The organism is Priestia sp. YIM B13486, from assembly GCF_042787865.1.
In the GTDB taxonomy this organism is placed as follows: Bacteria; Bacillota; Bacilli; order Bacillales; family Bacillaceae_H; genus Priestia; species Priestia megaterium.
Map to the genome: position 1 here is coordinate 675292 of NZ_JBHZOZ010000003.1, position 23021 is coordinate 698312.

At 35.8% G+C, this 23021-nt stretch carries 22 protein-coding genes, 1 rRNA gene and 1 other annotated feature; of the genes, 18 read left to right on the forward strand and 5 right to left on the reverse strand.

Annotated features, from left to right (window positions below; genetic code table 11):
- Positions 1-48: 48 nt before the first annotated feature.
- The 8 genes from ACFX4G_RS11925 to ACFX4G_RS11960 all read left to right on the forward strand — a co-directional run bounded on the left by ACFX4G_RS11925 (position 49) and on the right by ACFX4G_RS11960 (position 7503).
- Entirely contained in the window at positions 49-993 is a 945-nt protein-coding gene (locus ACFX4G_RS11925) for a DNA-binding transcriptional repressor DeoR (protein ID WP_026106623.1), read from the forward strand.
- A gap of 5 nt (positions 994-998) precedes the next feature.
- The gene (locus ACFX4G_RS11930) at positions 999-1322 is read left to right on the forward strand and encodes a hypothetical protein (protein ID WP_097825087.1); all 324 of its coding nucleotides are present in this window, start codon (positions 999-1001) and stop codon (positions 1320-1322) included.
- 182 nt (positions 1323-1504) lie between these two features.
- A complete protein-coding gene (locus ACFX4G_RS11935; RefSeq protein WP_097825086.1) occupies positions 1505-2806 on the forward strand; it encodes a pyrimidine-nucleoside phosphorylase in 1302 nt (433 codons plus the stop codon).
- Between the two features lie 21 nt (positions 2807-2827).
- A complete protein-coding gene (deoC, locus tag ACFX4G_RS11940) occupies positions 2828-3502 on the forward strand; it encodes a deoxyribose-phosphate aldolase (protein ID WP_013057476.1) in 675 nt (224 codons plus the stop codon).
- A 59-nt stretch (positions 3503-3561) separates the two neighbouring features.
- Positions 3562-3960 (forward strand): cytidine deaminase, encoded by a 399-nt coding sequence (locus ACFX4G_RS11945; RefSeq protein WP_013057475.1) that lies wholly within the window; start codon positions 3562-3564, stop codon positions 3958-3960.
- A 19-nt stretch (positions 3961-3979) separates the two neighbouring features.
- Positions 3980-5161, forward strand: a complete 1182-nt coding sequence (locus ACFX4G_RS11950) for a NupC/NupG family nucleoside CNT transporter (protein WP_013083603.1) — start codon at positions 3980-3982, stop codon at positions 5159-5161.
- Between the two features lie 148 nt (positions 5162-5309).
- Positions 5310-5924 (forward strand): AmiS/UreI family transporter, encoded by a 615-nt coding sequence (locus ACFX4G_RS11955; RefSeq protein ID WP_377574819.1) that lies wholly within the window; start codon positions 5310-5312, stop codon positions 5922-5924.
- Between the two features lie 43 nt (positions 5925-5967).
- Positions 5968-6212, forward strand: a binding site (T-box leader).
- Positions 6213-6279: 67 nt separating this feature from the next.
- Positions 6280-7503 (forward strand): MFS transporter, encoded by a 1224-nt coding sequence (locus tag ACFX4G_RS11960; protein WP_377574822.1) that lies wholly within the window; start codon positions 6280-6282, stop codon positions 7501-7503.
- An 86-nt stretch (positions 7504-7589) separates the two neighbouring features.
- Here ACFX4G_RS11960 and ACFX4G_RS11965 read toward each other — a convergent pair whose 3' ends face one another.
- The gene (locus tag ACFX4G_RS11965; RefSeq protein WP_377574825.1) at positions 7590-8381 is read right to left on the reverse strand and encodes a hypothetical protein; all 792 of its coding nucleotides are present in this window, start codon (positions 8379-8381) and stop codon (positions 7590-7592) included.
- A 281-nt stretch (positions 8382-8662) separates the two neighbouring features.
- Positions 8663-9715: an LLM class flavin-dependent oxidoreductase gene (locus ACFX4G_RS11970; RefSeq protein ID WP_377574828.1), complete on the reverse strand. Its 1053-nt coding sequence runs from the start codon at positions 9713-9715 to the stop codon at positions 8663-8665.
- 320 nt (positions 9716-10035) lie between these two features.
- Here ACFX4G_RS11970 and ACFX4G_RS11975 point away from each other — a divergent pair, with 320 nt between their 5' ends.
- The 5 genes from ACFX4G_RS11975 to ACFX4G_RS11995 all read left to right on the forward strand — a co-directional run bounded on the left by ACFX4G_RS11975 (position 10036) and on the right by ACFX4G_RS11995 (position 15123).
- Positions 10036-10848, forward strand: a complete 813-nt coding sequence (locus ACFX4G_RS11975) for an amino acid ABC transporter substrate-binding protein (protein WP_025751375.1) — start codon at positions 10036-10038, stop codon at positions 10846-10848.
- 151 nt (positions 10849-10999) lie between these two features.
- On the forward strand, positions 11000-11809 hold the full coding sequence (locus ACFX4G_RS11980; RefSeq protein ID WP_097825080.1) for an SRA domain-containing endonuclease: 810 nt from the start codon (positions 11000-11002) through the stop codon (positions 11807-11809).
- A gap of 182 nt (positions 11810-11991) precedes the next feature.
- Positions 11992-12903 (forward strand): NAD(P)/FAD-dependent oxidoreductase, encoded by a 912-nt coding sequence (locus ACFX4G_RS11985; protein WP_377574832.1) that lies wholly within the window; start codon positions 11992-11994, stop codon positions 12901-12903.
- A gap of 241 nt (positions 12904-13144) precedes the next feature.
- Complete coding sequence (locus tag ACFX4G_RS11990) at positions 13145-13429, forward strand: putative immunity protein (RefSeq protein ID WP_377574835.1); 285 nt, start codon at positions 13145-13147, stop codon at positions 13427-13429.
- Between the two features lie 338 nt (positions 13430-13767).
- The gene (locus ACFX4G_RS11995) at positions 13768-15123 is read left to right on the forward strand and encodes a TrkH family potassium uptake protein (protein WP_377574838.1); all 1356 of its coding nucleotides are present in this window, start codon (positions 13768-13770) and stop codon (positions 15121-15123) included.
- Between the two features lie 289 nt (positions 15124-15412).
- Here ACFX4G_RS11995 and ACFX4G_RS12000 read toward each other — a convergent pair whose 3' ends face one another.
- Entirely contained in the window at positions 15413-16120 is a 708-nt protein-coding gene (locus ACFX4G_RS12000) for a class I SAM-dependent methyltransferase (RefSeq protein WP_377574842.1), read from the reverse strand.
- A 561-nt stretch (positions 16121-16681) separates the two neighbouring features.
- Positions 16682-17116 (reverse strand): GNAT family N-acetyltransferase, encoded by a 435-nt coding sequence (locus ACFX4G_RS12005; protein WP_377574846.1) that lies wholly within the window; start codon positions 17114-17116, stop codon positions 16682-16684.
- 594 nt (positions 17117-17710) lie between these two features.
- On the opposite strand from ACFX4G_RS12005, the gene ACFX4G_RS12010 reads away from it, so the two are divergent.
- From ACFX4G_RS12010 to ACFX4G_RS12025, 4 genes are all read left to right on the forward strand, one after another.
- On the forward strand, positions 17711-18382 hold the full coding sequence (locus ACFX4G_RS12010; RefSeq protein ID WP_377574849.1) for a hypothetical protein: 672 nt from the start codon (positions 17711-17713) through the stop codon (positions 18380-18382).
- 22 nt (positions 18383-18404) lie between these two features.
- The gene (locus ACFX4G_RS12015) at positions 18405-18794 is read left to right on the forward strand and encodes a hypothetical protein (RefSeq protein WP_377574852.1); all 390 of its coding nucleotides are present in this window, start codon (positions 18405-18407) and stop codon (positions 18792-18794) included.
- A gap of 634 nt (positions 18795-19428) precedes the next feature.
- Entirely contained in the window at positions 19429-20784 is a 1356-nt protein-coding gene (locus ACFX4G_RS12020) for a purine-cytosine permease family protein (protein WP_043978993.1), read from the forward strand.
- Positions 20785-21723: 939 nt separating this feature from the next.
- Complete coding sequence (locus ACFX4G_RS12025) at positions 21724-21924, forward strand: cold-shock protein (protein WP_025751380.1); 201 nt, start codon at positions 21724-21726, stop codon at positions 21922-21924.
- A gap of 249 nt (positions 21925-22173) precedes the next feature.
- Here ACFX4G_RS12025 and ACFX4G_RS12030 read toward each other — a convergent pair whose 3' ends face one another.
- A complete protein-coding gene (locus tag ACFX4G_RS12030) occupies positions 22174-22374 on the reverse strand; it encodes a cold-inducible protein YdjO-related protein (protein WP_043978988.1) in 201 nt (66 codons plus the stop codon).
- 362 nt (positions 22375-22736) lie between these two features.
- On the opposite strand from ACFX4G_RS12030, the gene ACFX4G_RS12035 reads away from it, so the two are divergent.
- A 16S ribosomal RNA gene (locus tag ACFX4G_RS12035) occupies positions 22737-23021 on the forward strand; the annotation flags it as partial.

Below are 23021 nucleotides of genomic sequence, written 5' to 3' on the forward strand. Positions count from 1 at the left end.
AAATTGGGATAAGAAATTCATGAGGTAGGGGAGAACAAGTCGATGGAGATGGATCAAGAGAAATTTAATAAAGTGATTGAAGCGGCAAGGATGTATTATATTCTTGATTATAATCAAAGTGAAATTGCAAAAAAGCTTGGTGTATCAAGGCCTACGGTTTCTCGATTGCTGCAGACAGCAAAAGAAGAAGGCATTGTTCAAATTAAAATTGTGGATTCATCTATCAATAGTGAAAAATTGTCTTCTCAACTTGAACAAAAATTCAATTTAAAAAAAGCAATCGTCACACCGGTGCCTCAATATGAAAATCACATTATTAAAAGTCATCTAGGCGTGGCAGCAGCTGACTATCTCTATGACATCGTAAAAGACGGAGATATTATTGGGGTGACGTGGGGAACAACTCTTTATCAAGTGGCCATCGATTTAAAACAAAAGTATGTGAATGACGTGCAGGTTGTGCAGTTAAAAGGCGGAGTAAGCCATTCGGAAACGAGCACGTATGCTTCTGAAATTATGTACTTATTTGGAAAGGCATACAATACGCCTCCTATGCATCTTCCTTTGCCTGTAATTGTCGATCACGTGGTAGTCAAAAAAGCAATGGAAACGGATCGTCATATTAAGCGCATTTTAGATTTAGGCAAACAAGCCAATATTGCCGTCTTTACTACGGGACCCATTAAAACCGATTCGCTGCTTTTTCAGCTTGGCTACTTTTCCGAGCAAGATGTAGAGATGATTTCTTCGCGAGCCGTAGGAGACATTTGTTCACGCTTTTTTGATAAAGATGGACAAATTTGCAATGAAAGCCTGGATGAACGGACGCTAGGACTTGATTTGGAGGAACTGAAGAAGAAAGAGTACGCGATTTTAGTAGCGGGCGGGGATCAGAAAATTGACAGCATTTACGGAGCACTGCAAGGGAAATTTGCAAATGTGCTCGTTACTGATCAGTTCACTGCGCGCTTTTTGTTAGATAAACAAGAGTAAGGGAGATGAAGACGCTGTTTTTTCAAGAGCAAAAGCTTCATCGTATTGAAATAGTAGAAGATATTGTATCTTATTCGGCGTCATCTCTGCAGGCACAGAGAAACCGGTATCCTTTTCAACCAGACGTTTCAAAAGACGGAATGATTGCCAAAGGAACCACGGGCTACATCATTAAACAGTGGGGAAGAATTTACTTTTCTCCTGATGCTAATCAAAAAGGAATTGAACAATTTACACCCCCTGATCAGCCATATGTATTAATTCCTTATAAAAAGGTAAAGAATAAGTACCGAATCATGTTGTCATTTGTGATAAAAGCTGAAAAATAAGGGAAGACTTCCGAATGCGGAAGTCTTTTTTTATTCACTAAAACAGCAGTTATAAATATTTTTGAACAAATGTAAATATATCTGTTTACAATTGTTCAAAGCTATTATATAGTAAGGGTGTAAGTTGTTGAAAACGTTTTAGTGGATGCACAATATGCAGATACTTTTAGGGGGAAAACGTCATGAGAATGGTTGACTTAATTGAAAAAAAACGTAATGGACATGAATTAAATAAAGCAGAAATCGATTTTATTATCGAAGGTTATACAAAAGGGGATTTACCTGATTATCAGCTATCGGCATTTGCGATGGCAATTTACTTTCAAGGAATGACGCAGGAAGAACGCGTAAATTTAACGCAAGCAATGGTTGAATCAGGCGATCAAATCGACTTATCAAAAATTGAAGGTATTAAAGTAGACAAACACAGCACAGGCGGCGTAGGTGATACAACAACACTTGTATTAGGACCTTTAGTAGCTGCGGTTGATGTACCGGTTGCTAAAATGTCTGGCCGCGGCTTAGGACACACTGGCGGTACGATTGATAAACTTGAAGCAGTGCCTGGCTTCCACGTTGAAATTACAAACGAAGAATTCATTCGTTTAGTAAATACAAATAAAATTGCCGTTATAGGTCAAAGCGGAGACTTAACGCCAGCGGATAAAAAACTTTATGCGCTTCGTGATGTAACAGCAACGGTTGATTCGATTCCGTTAATTGCAAGCTCAATTATGAGTAAGAAAATTGCAGCTGGAGCAGATGCCATTTGCCTGGATGTAAAAACTGGGAACGGCGCGTTTATGAAAAAGCTTGAAGACGCTGAAGAATTAGCAAAAGCAATGGTTGAAATCGGAAAAGGCGTAGGCCGAAACACAAAAGCCATCATTTCAGATATGAGCCAGCCTCTAGGTTTTGCGGTTGGTAATGCGCTTGAAGTGAAAGAAGCGATCGACACGTTAAAAGGCCAAGGTCCTGAAGATTTAACGGAGCTTTGCTTAACATTAGGAAGTCACATGGTTGTACTTGCTGAAAAAGCAAACAGCTTAGATGAAGCGCGTGCAATGCTTCAAGAAGTAATTAAAAACGGAAAAGCATTAGAATCATTTAAAACATTCTTAAGCGCACAAGGCGGAGACGCTTCTGTGGCAGACGATCCGTCTAAATTACCGGATGCAGCGCACAAAATTGAAGTGCCAGCAAAAGAAGATGGCTACATTTCAGAAATCGTTGCAGAAAAAATCGGCGTAGCAGCAATGAAGCTAGGTGCAGGACGTGCAACAAAAGAATCTGAAATCGACTTAGCAGTTGGTATCATGCTTAATAAAAAAGTTGGAGACCAAGTGAAAAAAGGCGATTCTCTTGTTACAATCCACAGCAACAGCGAAGATGTACAGGAAGTAATGGATATCGTTTATGATTCTTACAGCACGGTCGCTGAAAAAGTGGAAGCTCCAACGTTAATTTATAAAGAAATTCATTAAGAGACAGAGAGGAAGAACAAAATGAGTCAAAACATTACGGGTATTATTGATCATACATTATTAAAAGCAGATGCAACAGAAGAGCAAATTACGGTTTTAGCACAAGAAGCAAAAGAATATTCGTTCGCTTCAGTTTGCGTAAATCCAACGTGGGTAAAAAAAGCAGCTGAATTATTAAAAGATGCTCCAGAAGTGAAGGTATGTACGGTAATCGGTTTCCCTCTTGGAGCTACTACTTCAGCAGTAAAAGCATTCGAAACAACAAATGCAATCGAAAACGGTGCAGATGAAGTAGATATGGTAATCAACATCGGCGCGTTAAAAGATAAAAACTATGACTTAGTGCAAAGCGACATTCAAGCAGTAGTAGATGCTGCAAAAGGCAAAGCGCTAGTAAAAGTAATTATTGAAACAGCTCTTTTAACAGACGAAGAAAAAGCAAAAGTTTCTGAGCTAGCTGTAAAAGCTGGAGCTGATTTTGTTAAAACGTCAACGGGCTTTTCTACAGGAGGCGCAACGGTAGAAGACGTAGCGCTTATGAGAAAAACGGTTGGACCAGATGTAGGTGTAAAAGCTTCTGGAGGCGTTCGAGGCTTAGAAGATGCAAAAGCAATGATTGAAGCTGGTGCAACACGTATTGGTGCAAGCTCTGGCGTATCAATTGCAAAAGGTCAATTAAGCAACTCTGATTATTAATAAATGACAGCAGGTTAGTACTAACTAACCTGCTGTAAACTAAGCAAAGGATGATGACTGTGGAGCCAAAACAATTAATAGATGAAGCAATCGCAGCAAGCAAACAAGCACATGTACCATATTCTCACTTCCATGTTGGTGCAGCTCTTTTAACAACCGATGGGAAGATTTATCGTGGATGCAATATTGAAAACGCTTCCTATGGATTGACGAACTGTGCTGAGCGAACGGCAATCTTTAAAGCTGTTTCAGAAGGGGACAAACAGTTTTCAGCTATTGCAGTTGTAGGAGATACGGACGGACCAATTTCTCCTTGCGGCGCATGCAGACAAGTATTAGCTGAGTTCTGTGATGATCACACACAAATTATCTTAGCAAACCTAAAAGGAGATTTTGTGATTACCAACATCAACGAAATCTTACCGGGCTATTTTTCATCAAAAGACTTACAAAAATAAGTAAGCAGTGGAGGATACTATGAAATATTTAATTGGCATCTTAGGGTTACTCGTTGTCTTTGGATTAGCGTATCTTGCAAGTAATAACCGTAAAGAAATCAAATATAAACCAATCGTTATTATGGTTGTGATTCAAGTTCTTTTATCAGCTTTACTTCTTAACACAAAGTTTGGTTTGATTATTATCAATGCGATTGCCAGCGTTTTTGGAAAGCTGCTTTCATACGCAAACCAAGGAGTAGAGTTCGTATTTGGAGGCATTGCGAATAAAGGATCAATGCCGTTTTTCTTAAACGTGCTACTTCCGATCGTTTTTATCTCTGTCTTGATTGGGATTTTACAGCACTTTAAAATCCTTCCGTTCATTATGAAATGGATTGGCTTAGTTCTCAGCAAGATTAACGGAATGGGAAAATTAGAGTCTTATAACGCAGTAGCTTCCGCGATTGTAGGTCAGTCAGAAGTATTCATTACTGTTAAAAAGCAACTAGACAAACTGCCGCCAAATCGTTTATATACGCTTTGTGCATCAGCTATGTCGACTGTTTCAATGTCAATTGTCGGTGCTTATATGACAATGATTGAACCAAAATACGTAGTAACAGCAATCGTTATTAACTTATTTGGCGGATTTATTATTTCTTCTATCATTAACCCTTACACAGTAACGGATCAAGAAGATATTTTAGAGGTACAAACAGGTCATAAGCAAACGTTCTTCGAAATGCTTGGCGAATACATTATGGATGGATTTAAAGTAGCGATTATCGTAGGTGCGATGCTAATTGGTTTCGTTGCGCTGATGGCTGCGATTGATAACGTGTTTGAAATGTTATTTGGTCTATCGTTCCAGCATCTTCTTGGCTATGTGTTTGCACCGTTTGCATTCATCATGGGTGTTCCTGCTTCAGAAGTTGTGGCAGCGGGTGGAATTATGGCAACAAAACTTGTAACAAATGAATTTGTGGCAATGATGAGCCTATCGGATATGGCTTCAACATTCAGTGCTAAAACGCTTGGAATTGTATCTGTATTCTTAGTATCATTTGCTAACTTCTCATCAATTGGAATCGTGTCAGGAGCTGTTAAAGGCTTAAGCGAAAAGCAAGGAAATACAGTAGCGCGCTTTGGTCTTCGTTTACTGTACGGAGCTACGCTTGTAAGCGTACTGTCAGCAATTGTTGTCAGCTTCATTTTATAAGTGTAATAGAAACAGAAAGAAAAGCAGTTTCCTTTTCAAAAGGAATTGCTTTTTCTTTTTTACATGTAAACTACAACTCCGCACATCCTAAAGAAAAACATCGACGCAGAGGAGGACAAGAAAAGCTGGGGGCTTTTCTTACTGAAAAATGGATCAAATTGGACTGTTGCTGTCAGGTGCAGCTTTATTTTTAAACGGACTGATGCTGCTTGGAAAAGCAGATGAAAAAAACGTAGGCGTATTTAACTTATTTGTTGGAGCTTTTCAAGTTATTGTTCCGTTTTATTTAATTATTACGTCAGATCAAAGCAACTGGATTTTGTATGAAAGAACGGCAATCTTTTTATTTGGCCTTACGTATTTGTATGTAGGGGTGACTGTATTAAAGGGAATGCAGGGAACAGGACTTGGCTATTACTCGCTTTGGGTATCCATTATCGCTTTAGTGTACGTTACGGTTTCTCTTGTTCACTATCATGACGTAGTTAATGCCATTACATGGATTCTTTGGTCGTTTTTATGGTTTTTATTTTATGTGCTTAATACGAGCAAAAAAGATGTATCTGCATATGTGGGGAAAGTGGCGATTGTCCAGTCGTGGGTGACGTTGACGATTCCAGCGCTGTTTTCACTAACAGGCGTATGGGAAAATAAGGATATGTACAATATGTGGGGAATCGTGCTGGTGGCGTCCATCATTTATTTTGTATACGTAGGATATCGACTATTCTTTTCTCAGCCGCAAAAAATGATTTTGAAATAAAGTATTTGCAAAAAAATAGATAATAATGGTAAGATGTTAGAAATTAAATGCCGTGAAGAGAAAAGTAGACAGCGCGTATTCTTAGCAGAGAGCTCCGGAAGCTGAAAAGGAGCAAGAAAAACGCTGTTGAAACAAGCCTCTGAGCAGCGCATTGGATCTAACGTGATAGTGCGACGGCTGCTTCCGTTACAAAGCTAGAGTATAAGCGAAAGCCGTACTCGATAAGGTTTATATGGCGACATATGAACAAACTAGGGTGGCACCGCGATTCATAATCTCGCCCCTAAGACAAATGTCTTGGGGGTGGGATTTTTTTATTGATCGAAATCAATAGTGAAGCGGAGGCCTTTCTTTTATGAAAAATAAGCTGTTGTCTTGGAAATACCCGTGTTTATTACTGTTTGGAATTGGCATTAGCAATATCGGGGACTGGATTTATTTAATTGCTTTAAATGTCATGATGCTTGATATGACGAATTCGCCGCTTGCGGTTTCAGGGCTATACATGATAAAGCCGCTTGCTGCGCTATGTACAAATATATGGTCTGGAAGCTTAATTGACCGCATGAACAAACGGAAGCTTATGATGTTTTTAGATTGGACGCGCGCGGGGATTATTGCTTGCTTTCCGTTTTTCTCATCTATACTGATCATTTATGTGCTGGTATTTGTCATCAGTATGGCAAGTTCAATGTTTCGGCCAGCATCGATGGTTTATATCACAAAGCTTATTCCACGTAAAAAACGAAAAAGATTTAATTCGCTGCGCAGTTTGATTGACTCAGGCGGTTTTCTTATTGGGCCAGCCGCAGCAGGTGCGCTATTTATGATTGGAACGCCTGCGTTTGCCATTTATGCTACTGCTGCAGCGCTGGTATTGTCAGGAGTGGTTACTTTGTTTATGCCGGACCTGGATACAAAAACAGAAGTTAAAGAAAATAAGCTGTCTGTAAACACCATTCGAGAAGATTGGAAAGCGGTGTTTCGTTTCAGTAGAGCCAACAGATACATTATCACCATTTATGTATTATTCAGTTTCTTAATGGTCATGGCCACGGCAATTGATTCTCTTGAAGTTTCATTTGCAACAAAAGTCATTCCTTTGTCCGAAAGCGAATACGGATTTTTATTAAGCATAGCAGGAGCTGGCATTATGATTGGAGCAGTTGTGAATACACTGTTTGCTAAGAAGCTGTCGACGAACTTTCTCATAGGCGCCGGCAGTGTAGGGGTGTCGCTTGGTTATTTGCTGTATGCGTGTTCCTCTTCTTTTCAAACTATCGGAGCAGGATTTTTTAGCTTATCTTTTGCGTTAGCTTTTGCAAGTGCTGGTTTTCAAACCTTTTATCAAAACAGTATTCCCGTTGACATGATGGGTCGAGTAGGAAGTATATATGGACTGCTTGAGTCATTTCTGATCATTATCATGACTTTTTTATGCGGCATGGCTGCGCACATCTTTTCGATTCAAGGAGCTGTAATTGGTGGAAGCCTCCTGATGCTTTTAAGTACAAGTGTGCTTGCTGTATTTACGCACATTATAGCCCACAAAAGCTTTGTTTTATATGAAAATTCATAAAAAATAACAGTCAACACTATTATCTTTTACAAAATAACATAACTAGAATTTAGTGAGGAAGATAGGATTTCTTTATATACAACGCTTTATTTAATTTTAATTCGAATATATTTATGCAAAATATTTTCTTTAAAATAAAAAACATATATTGGCCAAGGCAGTGTGTTGTCCTTTAAACCTCTTTTTATTGTTAATATTTGTATATCACTATTTAGTGTAAAAGCTAAATAAAGGTTTGATAATTCATCTTTAATAAACTCTTCCTCTATAACCTGTATTTTATACTGAAAGGCTTGGTGTTTGTTATGAGCGAAGGTACTTAAACTGTACTTGATTGTAATTAATACAACTGTAAAACAAGCAGTTAGTAATAGTGAATAAATAAGGAAATAATTAACTGATTCTTTGGACACAGCTAGTCGAAGCTGACCATTATGGAATAACAAAATGTTTAAGGTAAGCACATTTAACATGATGAGAGTAAAGCAAATTTTAATAAGGTTAATAGCTAATGTATTTGCATTTATTGAAAAATTAAAAATTTTAAATAAAAAAATTATAACTAAGGTTGAGATGACTAGTATTATGATATGAACTGAAATTAACATAAGTATTTTAAGTGAAGCGAAATAAATTGGAGATACTAATGATTTTTCTAATAAATACCCCAGAGAGATTAGTGCAAGTGAAACTATGAGAGAGGTAACAGCAGATTCTAAAAAACCCTCCCATACTTGTTTTTGTCTAGGTGTTAATAATCTTTCAATTTCACTTTTAAAAAGAAAGGTTATTGAAGATTTGAATATGCCAAATACTAATGCTATAAATCCAATTATAGTTGTGATGATTTGGGTTACCTGTTTAACGGTATCAAACAAAACCTGTTTCTCCTTTCATTTATTTATAATTATGTATGGAATAAGAATGTTTATTCTATCATTAAAAGAAAGGTAGAAAAATATAGAATTGATTCTAATTATATAATTGGTTAATTTTTACTATTAATCATTATCTATAAACTGTATCTTTATAACTAATAATTTTGGTGAAAATAGTATTTAAATAAAAAATTCGGCTTAATATAATAATTATTTCCTAATGAAGTGTATTATAATAACTATTGTGTTTTCCTTTAATAGGAAAACGTAAATTAATCGTTTCAGTACATTTTCTTATTTGGTTCCCACACGCTGCTGGGAAGTTCTTTTCGAAGAACAGGTGCAATATCATCTGCAAAGCGCTCTAGCTGTTCGCGCTGTTCTGCTTCGCTTAGACCGTCTACGCTGATGCTCAGCACTTCGTTTCCATAGGCATGGTGATAGTCTATTATTTTTTCAATGATTTGCTCAGGGCTTCCTACTAAAGCAGGACCATGTTGAACGATATCTTCTAGTGACGTGAACGGCGATTGATTATGTTTGGCTGCTTCTGTATTGCTAAAGGCGTTATAATACGGGCGATAGCGGCGAATCGCTTCTTCCGCTGTATTAGAAATATAGAGGCTGCTCGCCCCCGAACCGACGATGGCCTTGCGTGGGTCATGGCCATAATAAGCCAAACGTTCGCGGTAGTGGTCAATCAGCGCTTTATATTTAGCCTGAGGATGGAAGGAATTAGATGAAAATAGCGGCTCTCCGTATTTAGCCGCCAGTTCTGTAGACAGCGGACTTGACGCGCTTCCATGCCAAACAGGAATAGAAGTCTGCAACGGTCGTGGCTGAGTTGTAACGTTAGTTAAAGGCGGACGATAACGGCCGCTCCACGTGACATTTTCTTCTGTCCAAAGCTGTTTCAAAAGAGCGTATCTTTCAGCAAGAGACTCCCATTGTTCTTCTTCTGTAATGCCAAAAAGCGGATAATGACGCGGGTCATTGCCTTTTCCGATAATCAGTTCAAGGCGTCCACCCGACAGGTGATCAAGCGTTGCATAATCTTCAGCTACTCGTACAGGGTCTAAAATGCTTAGAACGGTAACAGTCGTAAGGAGACGGATGTGTGACGTTTTAGCCGCAATTGCACTTAAAACAACGGGAGGAGAAGAAGACAAAAAAGGAGCTCCGTGTCTTTCACCGACTCCGTAAGCATCAAAACCTAACTTTTCTGCCAGCACTGCTTGATTTAACACATGCTGAAACTTTTCTTGAGCAGTGAATGTTTCTCCAGTAACCGGGTTCGGGATGTTTTGAATAAGACTAAATAAAGCAAATTTCATACGCTTTACCTCCAAAAGATAAAATGGTGGACGACAATAAAAAAAGCAAACGTACACGCATTATCGTGTCCATTTGCCTCCAGTTGACTGGTAGATATGTAGTTTTATTGTTTTATTAGTTGTATCTTAAGCGGTAGATACCAAGCTGTCAAGATAATCTTTTTCTAAAAACCTACTTGATTTATCGGTTAACTAGTATTATGATGTGAATAATCTTACACGAAGTAAGCCCACTGGTTAACCAGAGGATCTTGAGGAAGCAGCTGCTTCCTCAAGATCCTCTTTTTATTACATAATATGGGAATTTAAGGGAGGAACGTATGAAAAAATATTGGCTGTTTTTACTTTCAATTGTAGTAGCTGTGAGCGTGGCAGGCTGCGGAACCAACGCATCTTCAAGTGCAGGAGAAAAGAAAGAAAAAGATGTTCAAACGATTGTTGTTGGAACGGGCACTCAGTTTCCTAATATTTGCTTTATTGATGATAAAGGCAAACTGACCGGCTATGATGTAGAAGTAGTAAGAGCAATCGACAAAGAGCTAAAGGATTATAAATTTGAATTTAAAACGATGGAATTTTCAAATCTGCTTCTCAGCTTAGAAAGTAATAAAATTGATATGATTGCTCATAACATGGCTCAGAACGCTGAGCGAAAGAAAAAGTTTTTATTTAATGATGAAACATATAATTATTCTCCGCTTTATGTAACAGTTCCTAAAAATCGAAATGATATTCATTCATTAAAAGATTTAGAAGGTAAAAAAATGATTGTAGGAGCTACAAGCAATGCGGCTGTCTATCTAGACAAATACAATCAAAAACACGGCAATAAAATCGATGTAGTTTACGCCGGTCAAGGTGCGGATGATGCCACAACTCAATTAAAAACAGGCCGGGCAGATGCTACGCTTGCGACACCATTTTCCATCGACTTTAGCAATCAAGCGCTGAAATTTCAGCAAAAAACGGTTGGAGATATCGTGATTAATTCAAAAGTATATTTTATGTTTAACAAAAAAGATGAAAAGTTAAAGTCGGAAGTCGATCAGGCGATTAAAAAGCTGAAAAAAGACGGTACATTAAAAAAACTCAGCACAAAATGGCTAGGAGAAGACTATACGGTGCAAAATTGACTATCGCAAAAAAGCAGCTGCCCATACAGCTGCTTTTTTTGTATGATATAAATCCAATAGATAGAAGAAACGATCTGCAAAGAAAACAAAAATTAGTGTATAGTAGAGCTATAAGTACTATAAAAGCAGGACCGCAGTAGGAGGCAATTCATTGATTACGGATTTACAGCGCGGAGATTTCTTTCAAAAAGGACATCGTTATCGCAGAAAACAAATTCATAAGCTTTATAAAGGACAGGAACAAAGCGAAATATCAACCCCGAAAGCGCATCCATGTATTTTTATTTTCACAAAAGAAAGCGGAAGTGAATACGGAACAGGACACGGGTGGAACAGAGATAAAACCGCTTTTTTCTATACAGGAGAAGGCCAAAGAGGATCGATGCAGCTCATTAAAGGCAATAAAGCGCTTCGTGAACATTTCTTATCAGGAAAAGCCGTTTACTTGTTTCACTACGTGGAGCCTGGAGTAGTAGAGTTCATTGATGAAGTGACGTATATTAATCATCAATTAGAAATCATGTGGGACTCAGACGGAGAGCTTCGTGAAGCTATTATTTTTGAACTTGAACGAAATCCTGTGATTGAGGAAAAAGCAGCAAAGCTGGATGTTTCACCTTATTCAACTGAACAGCTTCGCCATATAGCATTAGGAGAAGAAAAAAAGACAAGTATTTACGAACAAACGGCAGCTCTTAAACAATATGTTCACAAACGCGCAGCAGGTATTTGTGAAGCCTGCGGAGAAAGCGCGCCGTTTATCGCAAAAGATGGAAGCTCCTTTTTGCAAATGTACTATCTTTCAAAGCTTTCAGAGAGCGGACTCGCTAAGCCAAAGGACGCTGCGGCACTATGTCCCAACTGTTATAGTCGTCTACGCTACGGGAAAGATAGTGAAGTATATAAAGAAGAGCTGATTACTAAAATTAATGAAAAAGAAGCAGGAAAGAAAAATGAGTAATATCGTCTTTTTTCATTTTATAAAAAACCGTCTCTAGGCAGGGCAGCTGCCGAGGCGGATTTTTTGTATGTAGAATGACTTTAAAAAATAAAGGCAATAAAGCGTATAAAAATAATGGAAAAACAGATAATGAAAAACTGAAGCTTTCGTTTAGAAAATAGTAAAAGTTGGGGTGATGTGTTGTGGCAGACAAGTATGACTGTGTCATTATAGGTGGAGGAATTGCAGGACTTCAAGCCGCTATTCAGCTTGGAAGATATAAGCGCAGTGTATTGGTTATTGATTCAAACGATGGCCGTTCCAATCTTTGCAAAAATTATCAAAATATATTGGGATGGCCTGAGGGAATAAGCGGGCAAACTCTAAGAGAAACGGGAAGGCAGCAAGCAAAAAGCTACGGCATTCAATTTGCAGAAGAGCGTGTCCTTCAGTGTGAAAAAGAAATAGAAGGGTTTAACGTCATTACAAACTCTGCGAACTACGAAGCAGCTACTTTACTGTTTGCGACGGGAGTAGTAGATCGGATTCCGCCTGAACTTCAGCAAGAGCTATATCCGTGCATGGGAACAACCGTATATGTATGTCCCGACTGCGATGGGTATGAAGTAAATAATAGAAGGGTATTAGTACTAGGGTCAGGAAAAGCAGGAGCCAGTTTATCTCTTACGTTAACATATTGGACAAATGACATTACGTACATTAATCATGACAAAAAAGAAATTGGACCTTTAGCAGATACTTTGATGCAAAAGGGAATTACCTATAAAGAAGCGGCAATAAAAAAAGTCATAGCTGAAGCAGACATGTTAAAAGGAGTCATCCTCGAAAACAATGAATTTATCTATGGAGAAAGAGGTTTTTTAGCGTTCGGAGGAAATAAAGTTCGAACAGAATTAGCGCATGAGCTCGGAGCAGAACTTCTAGAAAATCAGCACATTATCGTAAATCCGCGTACAAAAGAAACAAATGTCTCAAACGTGTGGGCAGCAGGAGACATTGTAGCTCATTCTGAACAAGTGACGGTAGCGATGGGAGAAGGTTTACAAGCCGCTATTTGGATACACAAACGCTTGTTAGAGCCTTATGAAAAATAATTGTTTTTTATCCGTTTCTGCACACGCTACATTCTGAGTGGGAAAAGTCGATTTTTAATGTTTTTTGTAATAAAACTCTGTACAGTATTCTGTGTTCAATAACCTTTCTTATTCTATTTTATATTACAATCGAATAAGAGAAAAATAAGAAAGAGTGATAATAGGTGTTTATTGGATATGCACGTGTATCAACAGGATTATAAAAATAAAAGGTATTTTCTACAAATAGAAAATACCCCCCGTGCAAAAACGAATAGAAGAAAGTATTAGAGCTTTTGATTTACGAAAAGTTGGATTTATTGTAAATGAATTGGCTAAAAACTCCAAATCTGACGTTAGTAAATATTCTGCACGTTCATTTGCCCAAGCCATAGCAACAGGACATATGAGAAGACAGGCAATGGTTAGCAGTGACTACGCAATAAAAGTAACAAATCTTCTAACACATAACTCCTTAGATTCCTCAACAAAGGAAAGGGTAAGGCAATTAAAGATAATAGATGAATTGTTAGAATCGCCAAGCTGATAATCAACAATAAGAAACAAGAACACTATGTTTTATTCAATATAGTGTTTTTCTTTATTCAAAAAATCAACAATAAAGTTTAACAGAGCCTTATAAAACTATTATTTTTATAAATTAGTTTGTTATTTTACTTCTTTACATAGAAGATGTGATCTTTTTATTTTTAATAAATTGTATCTTATTTAAAGTATATTAACATTAGATACTTTATTATTTACTTAATGTAACGTACTTTCTGAAAAGATAGGAAGGTAATAAAAGTAATGACCATCTTTTGAAATAAATGGGTATGATATATAATAAATCTTTAATCAAAACATTTTGAAAGGAAATGTAATATGATAATTTCTAAGTCACGTAAAAAACATAAAGTGAAGCATCTGGAACCTGCAAGTATCTTATTCGTGGGGTTTTTAGGATTAATATTGCTCGGCACCAGCTTATTAATGATTCCTGCTGCTACAAGCGATAGACATCATCTAAGCTTTATTGATGCTCTTTTTGAAGCCACTTCTGCTGTATGTGTAACAGGCCTAGCCGTGGTAGATACGGGGACAACATTTACTTTATTTGGACAGCTCATTTTGCTTGTGCTCATTCAAGTTGGTGGCTGGGGATTCATGACTATTGGTATACTCATGTTTATTGTACTAGGTAAAAAAATAGGATTACAACAAAGATTAATACTTAAGGAATCTCTAAATGCTTTTTCGCTACAAGGCGTTATTGCATTAGTCCAACGTGTTGTGCTAATTACATTGGCTGTGGAAGGTATAGGAGCGCTTATCCTAGCTATTCGTTGGTCCCAAGAAATGAGCTGGGGAAAGGCTATTTATTATGGCATATTCCATTCTATCTCTGCTTTTAATAATGCAGGATTTGGTTTGGAACCAGATAATTTAAGCAAATGGGTAGGAGATCCAACCGTAAATATTATGATTACGTTACTTTTCATAATAGGAGGGACTGGATTTTTTGTCATTGCAGACATTTTTCAGAAACGAAACATAAGAAAGTTTTCTCTTCACACTAAAATTGTATTAGTTTCAACTATCCTACTAAATGTCGTGAGTACACTCATTATTTTTACTCTAGAATATCATAACTCTCATACTTTAGGTCAATTAAGCATGGGGGATAAATGGTGGGCAGCTTACTTTCAGGGTGTAGTTCCTCGTACTGCTGGTTTTAATACCTTGGATATCGGGGCGCTCACATTGCCTTCGAAAGTGTATATGATGGGTCTTATGTTTATTGGAGCGGCTCCAGGTTCAACAGGCGGTGGAATTAAAATAACTACGTTTGTCTTAATATTGTTTGCTTTATGGTCAGTATTGACAAATAAAGAAGAGATTAATGTTTTTCGACGCCGAATTCCTAAATCGCTTGTGTATAGAGCTTTTTCTATTGCTACTTCTGGCATTATTTTTGTTTCTATTATTTTCTTTCTACTCACAATCACAGAAAAAGGTATAGACATGTCTACCCTTTTGTTTGAAACGTTCTCTGCTTCTGGAACAGTTGGATTAAGTGCTAACTTTACAGGAGATTTAAGTCCTATAGGTCGAATTCTGATTACAATTATGATGTTTATTGGCAGAGTGGGACCTCTTACCATTGGCTTTGTACTTGCGATTCGTTCAAACAAACAATCTAAAATTAGGTATGCAGAAGAAAAGATTCTTATTGGTTAAAAATTTATTTTAAATATATAATTTGGTCAACATATTCATGATTTAGGCACAAGTAGCCTAAACCACGAATATCTCTTTTTATTATGAACAAACTACTCAAGGTGCTGAGAATTATCTTCGCTCTAAATCTCATTAACCTGTAGAAAAACTCCCTATTTATTGGAGGGAGTTTTTTCTAATTTTAAACTGTATATGATTTTAGTTAACATAAAACGTATTATCGGAAATCATTTACGGCTTCATAAAAAAACAAGTCTCTCTCTATTGGGGAAAGACTTGTTTTGTATCGTTATAGTTTATTTATAGTTAAAAGTTCAGTGGCTGCAGGAACAAAGCGAAATGTTGTATCTGTCGTTTTAACTATTGTATTTTCATCATTTAAAGCTTCCAATAATTCATCTAAATAAGGATATCGTTCATTTTTAAATCCTACTAACGGATAAATTCTAATCATACCGCCTTTTTTAGTTACTCGAATCATTTCTTGAATGGCACGTAAATGAAACTCAAGATCAAATTGCTCTTGATAAAGAAATAAGAAATGATTACATAACACAAGCGAGAATGTCCCATCATCAAAAGGTAAATTCGGTAAAGTTCCAGCAACAAAACGTTTTTCTATAGAATTTTCTTTATAGTGATTTAAAAAGGTTTTAAAAGCATCTTCTCTTATCTTATCGTGTTCTTCCAGGTTCTTATAAGAATCCCAAGAGAAGTACGACATATTTTTGGCCAGTTTTTCGGTGGCTTCTTTCATTTCCTTCTGTCCATGTAAGGTCATTTGCTCAACTGTTAAATCATAGAGAGGATCTACAGCAACAGCATCATAGCCTCTTTCGTTAGCTTCTGCTATAAATGAAGAAGCTCCAGCTGCAACATCTAAGATTTTACCTTTCTTAAGAAAGTTGTCTTCTAGCAAAAACATCTTTTCGTATTCCCCATAAGACCTACATGTCATGGCTACTCCAACTTGCTCATAAAACTCTGCTTTACTCATCTCAACTCATCTCTCCTTTACTCAACTCTGCTAAAACTAGAAGTTAGAAAAATCTAACAATTATAATTCTACCTTTTACTTTTTCTATTTTCAATAGTAACTTTGTGCATACAATATGCACTTGTAGTTAACATAATCAAAATTCTAGGCACTCTTAACGACCAAATATTAAACCTATGATAGCCGCAACTAACATAATGATTAGTATTAATACATTAACTTTAACCAAAAATAAGGCCCATATCTTGTTTTTCATAGCAAAGTAAAAAACAGCAACATAAAACAATACAGAGATTGTCCCTCTTATAATAAATTGTGTTCCTAATCCGTAATCTGTGAAGAAAAAGTACAAACTTAGCAATAAAGAAAGAATAAAAACGGACAAGTATGAGTTATGAATTAACTTTTTTCTTTTTTGTTCATGTTCAAATAAATACATGTAGAATACCTCAAAGTTGGATTTTATACCATTTTATCAATAATATAACTTCTAATCACTATGAATATCATATACAGGAATAGTTAACATAATGGATTTTATCGGTAGGAAAAGTACTTGAATTAATTCAAGTACTTTACAAATAGAACCTTATCTTGATTGTCTTTATTCTCTTGGTCAATTTCAAAACCCATTTTAGTATGATAAGCAATTGAAGCCTTATTCACAGGAGAAGTCACACAGCGAACAATATTGCGGCCACTTTGTTTAATTACATCGAAAAATTGATTATATAGTTGTCTCCCAATACCTTTTCCCCTGTATTCCGGATGGATTCCAACAAAATGAATGTATGCTTCATTCGAATAAGATTGAGATAAGAATCCAATTAAAAAGCCTATGATTTCACCTTCTTCTTCAACAATAAAGCTAGTATTTTTAAAATGATCAAAAAAAAGCTTTGGCAACAAGTCAGACATTTGCCTTCCATTCCACCAGTCGTTGATTAACGGAGATATTACATAATAATCTGATCCTTTCACTAAACGAACTGTCATTCTAATCTCTCCCTAATTTATTTATGAATTTACTTAAATTGATGCTATCACAGGAAGAAAATGCTATGTTGTTCTTTCTTATTTTTTATTAATGAGTGCTAATATGAAAAGTGAATAGAATATACAAAATCAGTTTACATAATCACTCTTTCCGGAAGACATAAAAAAGAGAACCCTTGGTAGGCAAAGGTTCTAGTCAGGCTACGATTTCTGCAATATGCAGCTTTTTATACATCCTTGATATGACGGGTTTTACAGTAGGTATGAATGACCTAAAGATGTATAAAAAGTGCACCTTTTATACATATGCTTGTACGGTAAAATATAGTCTATATGGAAATAATGTGTTATTATATTTTTGCACATGCATTTTAATAGTGAAAAGCCACCTGTCCTGCAAATACTGGGTGGCTTTTTATTTTGCTCTTGTACATAAAGGACTTTACTACTCCTCCAGATGTTATTTGCACGGCTGTTTTAGACAACAAATCTGAACCATAACTATTTTTCTATACAATATGCAACAAATCTTTAAAGCCAAATAAGAAAAATTATTAGCTTATGCAGGTCTCTTATATGTGAAGGAGGTTTTATATGAGTGAGATTTGGATTCAAGAGGAACATTTAAATGCGGAGTTTGATGAAATGGTGGGGCATTATGTTCAATTGGAAGGACCTATTGATTCTGTTTACTTTATATCTGAAACAATGGAAAGCGTTGACGATAGGGATGAACAAAGGGATTTTTTACTCGCTTTCTTAATTAAGCAGGATAGGTATCCTTTATATCTTACATTCCTTTGTGATGATATGATGGCAGAGGAGTTTGAAAAGGAATTTAATGAATTAGGTATAGAATATAGGTATGAATTATTAGAGGGAAAACAAGCTTACTATACATTTTTTAAACGGGTTACCTATCACCCTAGATGTTTTACTTTACCAATTAAAGACGCGCGTACATTATCCTTAGCATTAGAACATACCTTTTACCTTGCTAATATGAACGAATTTTATTCGCTTTCTTATTCTGAAAATTTAAATTTTGAGCTCAAGAGAGTTAAGGAATGGGGCAGATGGAAAAACGTATCTATCCCTATTTTTAAAACGGAAGGAAATACTACATTCATAACTATTTTCCATGATGGAGCAGGGTTTTTCTTGTATTCAAATGAGGATAGATATTCATCTATACAAGAAGTGTGCTCAACTTTCCCAGAAGACTCAAAAGTAGTACAAATTAATGACCGACTACTTGATATTTAAGTAAAAGAAAGGGGACTAGATGATGGGGCATATTTTCAAGTTCGTAAAAAATATATTTTTAAAGGAATATCAAACTTTTGCTAAAGAATTAGGCTTTAACTCTTGGGATGATGTCCTTGAGAATACATATGAGATATTCAAAATGCATCCCGATGCTTCTTACCTTGTTACACAATCTAAAGAAGATAAGTGGATTGTATGGAATGATGAAGGTAGCCTTCCTTATTCATTTTTAGTATTTAGTACATGGTTTGATGCTATCAGTTATCTTAGAAAGATATTTGAAGAAGGTAAGTACGAAGAACACTATTGGAGACCAGAGGGATTTGATCCAGGAGAAAATATTTTTAAGAATATACCTGACAAAAAAAAAATAATGAATAATAGAATGTTTACACCTTTAATGTTTTGAAATAAAGTCAAATACACAGTCCGTAAAAGTATACCTTTACGGACTTTTCTTTTATATAAGGAATCTATCACTTTGATCGTTCGTTTTAGTTTTAAAGCAAATTACGAACGTCTTCATATGTTTATGCACTTTTATGAACGTTTTTGATGAAATAAAAGGAGTTTGATATTTGAATAAATAAGTTAGATTGGAAAAGCTGGCGTAGGGAAAGCAATTTCAATACCTCAAGTAGTATTGGACGGTCCTAAAGAAATTGTTGATAGAAGACGCATACGCATCTATGTTATTATGTATACTAATGCTCTAAGAGACCGTATAAAAAATTATCAAATTAAATAAGAAGATACCTAAGCAGTTAGATACTAAAACCTTGCAGTTCCTCTTATTAAGAAAGTTTATCCCTCCATTGCACCACCTTTTTTATGAACAGCAATTTATAAAAGGAGCACAGATGAAATTGTTACTTAATTAAACGTAGCGAAGTCTTATATAGCTGTTATATCAAATGATTCAAGGGAATACATGTTAATTATACGAATGATTCATCACCTACTATAAGTAAGTATTAAAACGTTGAATTATATAGTTTGACTTAGAGTGCAAGCGGCAAATATCTTACAAGGTGGTATATCTATTGAAAGTTGAAACACGTAGCGTTGAATTTGTTCCAGTAGACGAACGTCATGGAAAGGCAAAAGGTTTGTTCCCCATTTGGTTTGGAGCAAACATGCACATTACAACTCTTGTAACAGGTGCATTACCAATTAGTTTAGGTCTTAATTTATTTTGGAGTTTCGCAGCTATTATACTTGGAACCTTATTGGGTGCTATTTTCATGGCTTCACATTCTGCTCAGGGACCTAAACTTGGAATTCCTCAAATGATTCAAAGTCGAGCACAGTTTGGAGTAATCGGAGCTATTTTCCCGTTATTTCTTGTAATGTTTGTGTATTTAGGTTTTTTCGCAAGTAGTAGTGTGCTTGCAGCACAAACATTAAACAGTTTAATACCCATTAATCAAAGCTGGGCCATAATAATCTTAAATATTCTTTGTTTTATTGTTGCAATTTTTGGCCATGATTTAATTCATAAAATGCAGAAAGTATTATCATGGTCTTCATTTGTTGTGTATCTAGCAGCAACAATTATTATATTTCAGTTACCACTTCCGACAGGAAGTTTTTCATTAAGTGGTTTGGATTTACCTGTATTTTTACTCGCTATAAGCATTGTAGCAACATGGCAATTAGCATATGCACCATACGTAGCAGACTATTCACGCTATCTGCCCGTTAATACATCAACTGCACAAACCTTTTGGTATAGTTACCTGGGTACATTTGTAGGGACTGTATGGATGATGATTTTAGGAGCAACTTTAACAACTACTATTCCTAATTTCCTTGATCATTCTGGTGGGAATTTAGCTCACTTATTCGGAAGTTTTGCTATCTTTATGTATTTGATCATTATTTTTGGTCAACTAGCTATTAATGTTTTTAATTTATATGGTGCTTTCATGTCAACCATTACAACTATAGAGCCCTTTTGGAAGCTGAAAGTAACACAAAAAGTTAGAGTAGGGATGATGTTTTGTGTTACATTGGCAGGTACTATCCTATGTTTATTAGGCCAAAGTAATTTTCTATCATTTTTCTTAAATTTTATCTTTTTCATTAGTTATTTCTTAATTCCTTGGACGTCTATCAATCTTGTAGACTACTACTTATTACGCCGTGGTCAATATAATGTAAAAGATATCTTCGATGTAAATGGTCAATACGGAAAAATAAACGGAATCACTTGCATGGCATTTGCTGTATCAATTATTGCAGAGGTTCCTTTTATTAACACATCATTCTACATTGGTCCTATAGCAAAGGCATTTGGTGGCGCAGATATTGCCTGGCTAATTGGAATAATAGTTCCTGCGATCTTATATTATTTTCCGATGAAACAAAAGTTAAATAAAGAAGTTTGTAGTAACTGAACTCGAAAGAAAGGCCTGTATCTAAACAAATACAGGCCTTTCTTTAACCCATGAAAAGAGAATGAACATTCTTTTTTTATGTAACAAAAACGGGATGCAAACGATTATGCATCCCGTCATGTGAAGAAGGAAAAAAATAGCTTTTAATGCAGCATATGATCTTTAAGGAACACCTCATTTACGTAATTACATTGCCTAATGAAACAGTAACTTGAAAAAGTATATTCTCTTTAACAAACACCTCATTTAAGCATTGAACTAAAAAGATATACAATGTGAACGAAATCGTTCTTGGTCTGGGACAAACACCTCATTTGCATAGTTATAAATGAACGTTATTGCCTACCCATTATATATATTCTTGCTACGCTCATGACTACCATCCCCTTATGAATCAAACATACATCGATTTACAATAAGGTTTTCTGAAATATGCCTGCTGTAGACACCTCATCCCAAATGTAAGAAGCTTTGTAATGATTAGTTGCAATCAATAACTTGTTTTCCTTCTTCCTTAAATAGAATATCCCAATAGCCTATTTATAATTCAGTAAAGTTAACAGGGGTTTTTTGGATTACATGCACCCTTTATTTATAACAAAGATTAAATAAAGAGGCTTTATTATGAATAGCTATAATAAATAGAGAGATGTATGTACTTATTCATTTTATGTGATGTGTTGGAGCATCAAATAGCTATGCCACTTATGCGATATCATAAATTTTTGATAGGGGAAAGGTGAGTAGATAGAATTTGTTGAAGGGGATATTTTCCTTATTTGCTATAAACTCTACTATATGTTACACTACAGATAACTTATTTTTGTTCGGTATATTGAGAAAAGAAAAAACCTAATTAGAAGTTTTTATCTTGAAATAGTATGTTTGGGCAAGATTGGTAATACATTTGTGGAGTATTCCACAGCAGGAGGCAACATTATGACACAAGGTACAGTAAAATGGTTTAATGCAGACAAAGGTTTCGGTTTCATTGAAATCGAAGGCGGAGACGATGTATTCGTTCATTTCAGTGCTATTCAAGGTGAAGGTTTCAAATCATTAGAAGAAGGTCAAAAAGTTACTTTTGATATCGAAGAAGGTCAACGTGGAGCACAAGCTGCTAACGTTCACAAAGCATAATTAAAAGTGATAACAAAAAAGGCTCCTTATAAAGGAGTCTTTTTTTATGGTCTTATAATTAGCAAACTATGATTTATCTACTATTAGTTCAATAGAAAACCCAGGCTTTAAAAAAAGCCTGGGTTTTAGACAAGACGATCGATACAAGGTTAATTAGTTATAACATATAATAGAAATAGAAAGCAAATATGAACAAAGACTTTTATATATATAGGTAGTGTTTAATCTTTTAAAAAGCATAGATGTACATTATCTTCTATGGGGATTACGGGGGATTTTATCAATAAGGCGTTTTTTAGCTTCCATCTGACTTTTACATAAAGGACATTTCTGATGACTATCGTAAGAGAAGTCTTTCCTCATCCAGCCTTTACATTTTTCTACTGTACATTCCCAAATTTCTGTTTCTTCTTGAACCGGAGGTTCTTGATTTCTTTTACTATAATACATACTGATCACTACTCCTCTCTTTATAAGTATGCCTTATAAAGAGAGCATAGATACTTTATATCTTTTCTTTCATTCATATTTTATTAGCATCAATTTCATATTTGAAAAAAGTGGAGTGGGGATATTAAGATATAATAATTAATGTTTAATGAATAGTTGTTACCGTGACGTGTAAAATACAATGGAAATAAAAAAAGAATGTTTTTTTAGAAAAACTATTGACGTTTCATTTGATATGTTTTATTATTATTAAGCGTCGTTGAAACGACAACTTATGATTTGAACATTGAACTTTGAAAACTGAACAAAGCGACAAACGTCAACGTTAATTTTTATTTTTTAAATTGAGCAAGTCAAACATTTCTTCGGAGAGTTTGATCCTGGCTCAGGATGAACGCTGGCGGCGTGCCTAATACATGCAAGTCGAGCGAACTGATTAGAAGCTTGCTTCTATGACGTTAGCGGCGGACGGGTGAGTAACACGTGGGCAACCTGCCTGTAAGACTGGGATAACTTCGGGAAACCGAAGCTAATACCGGATAGGATCTTCTCCTTCATGGGAGATGATTGAAAGATGGTTTCGGCTATCACTTACAGATGGGCCCGCGGTGCATTAGCTAGTTGGTGAGGTAACGGCTCACCAAGGC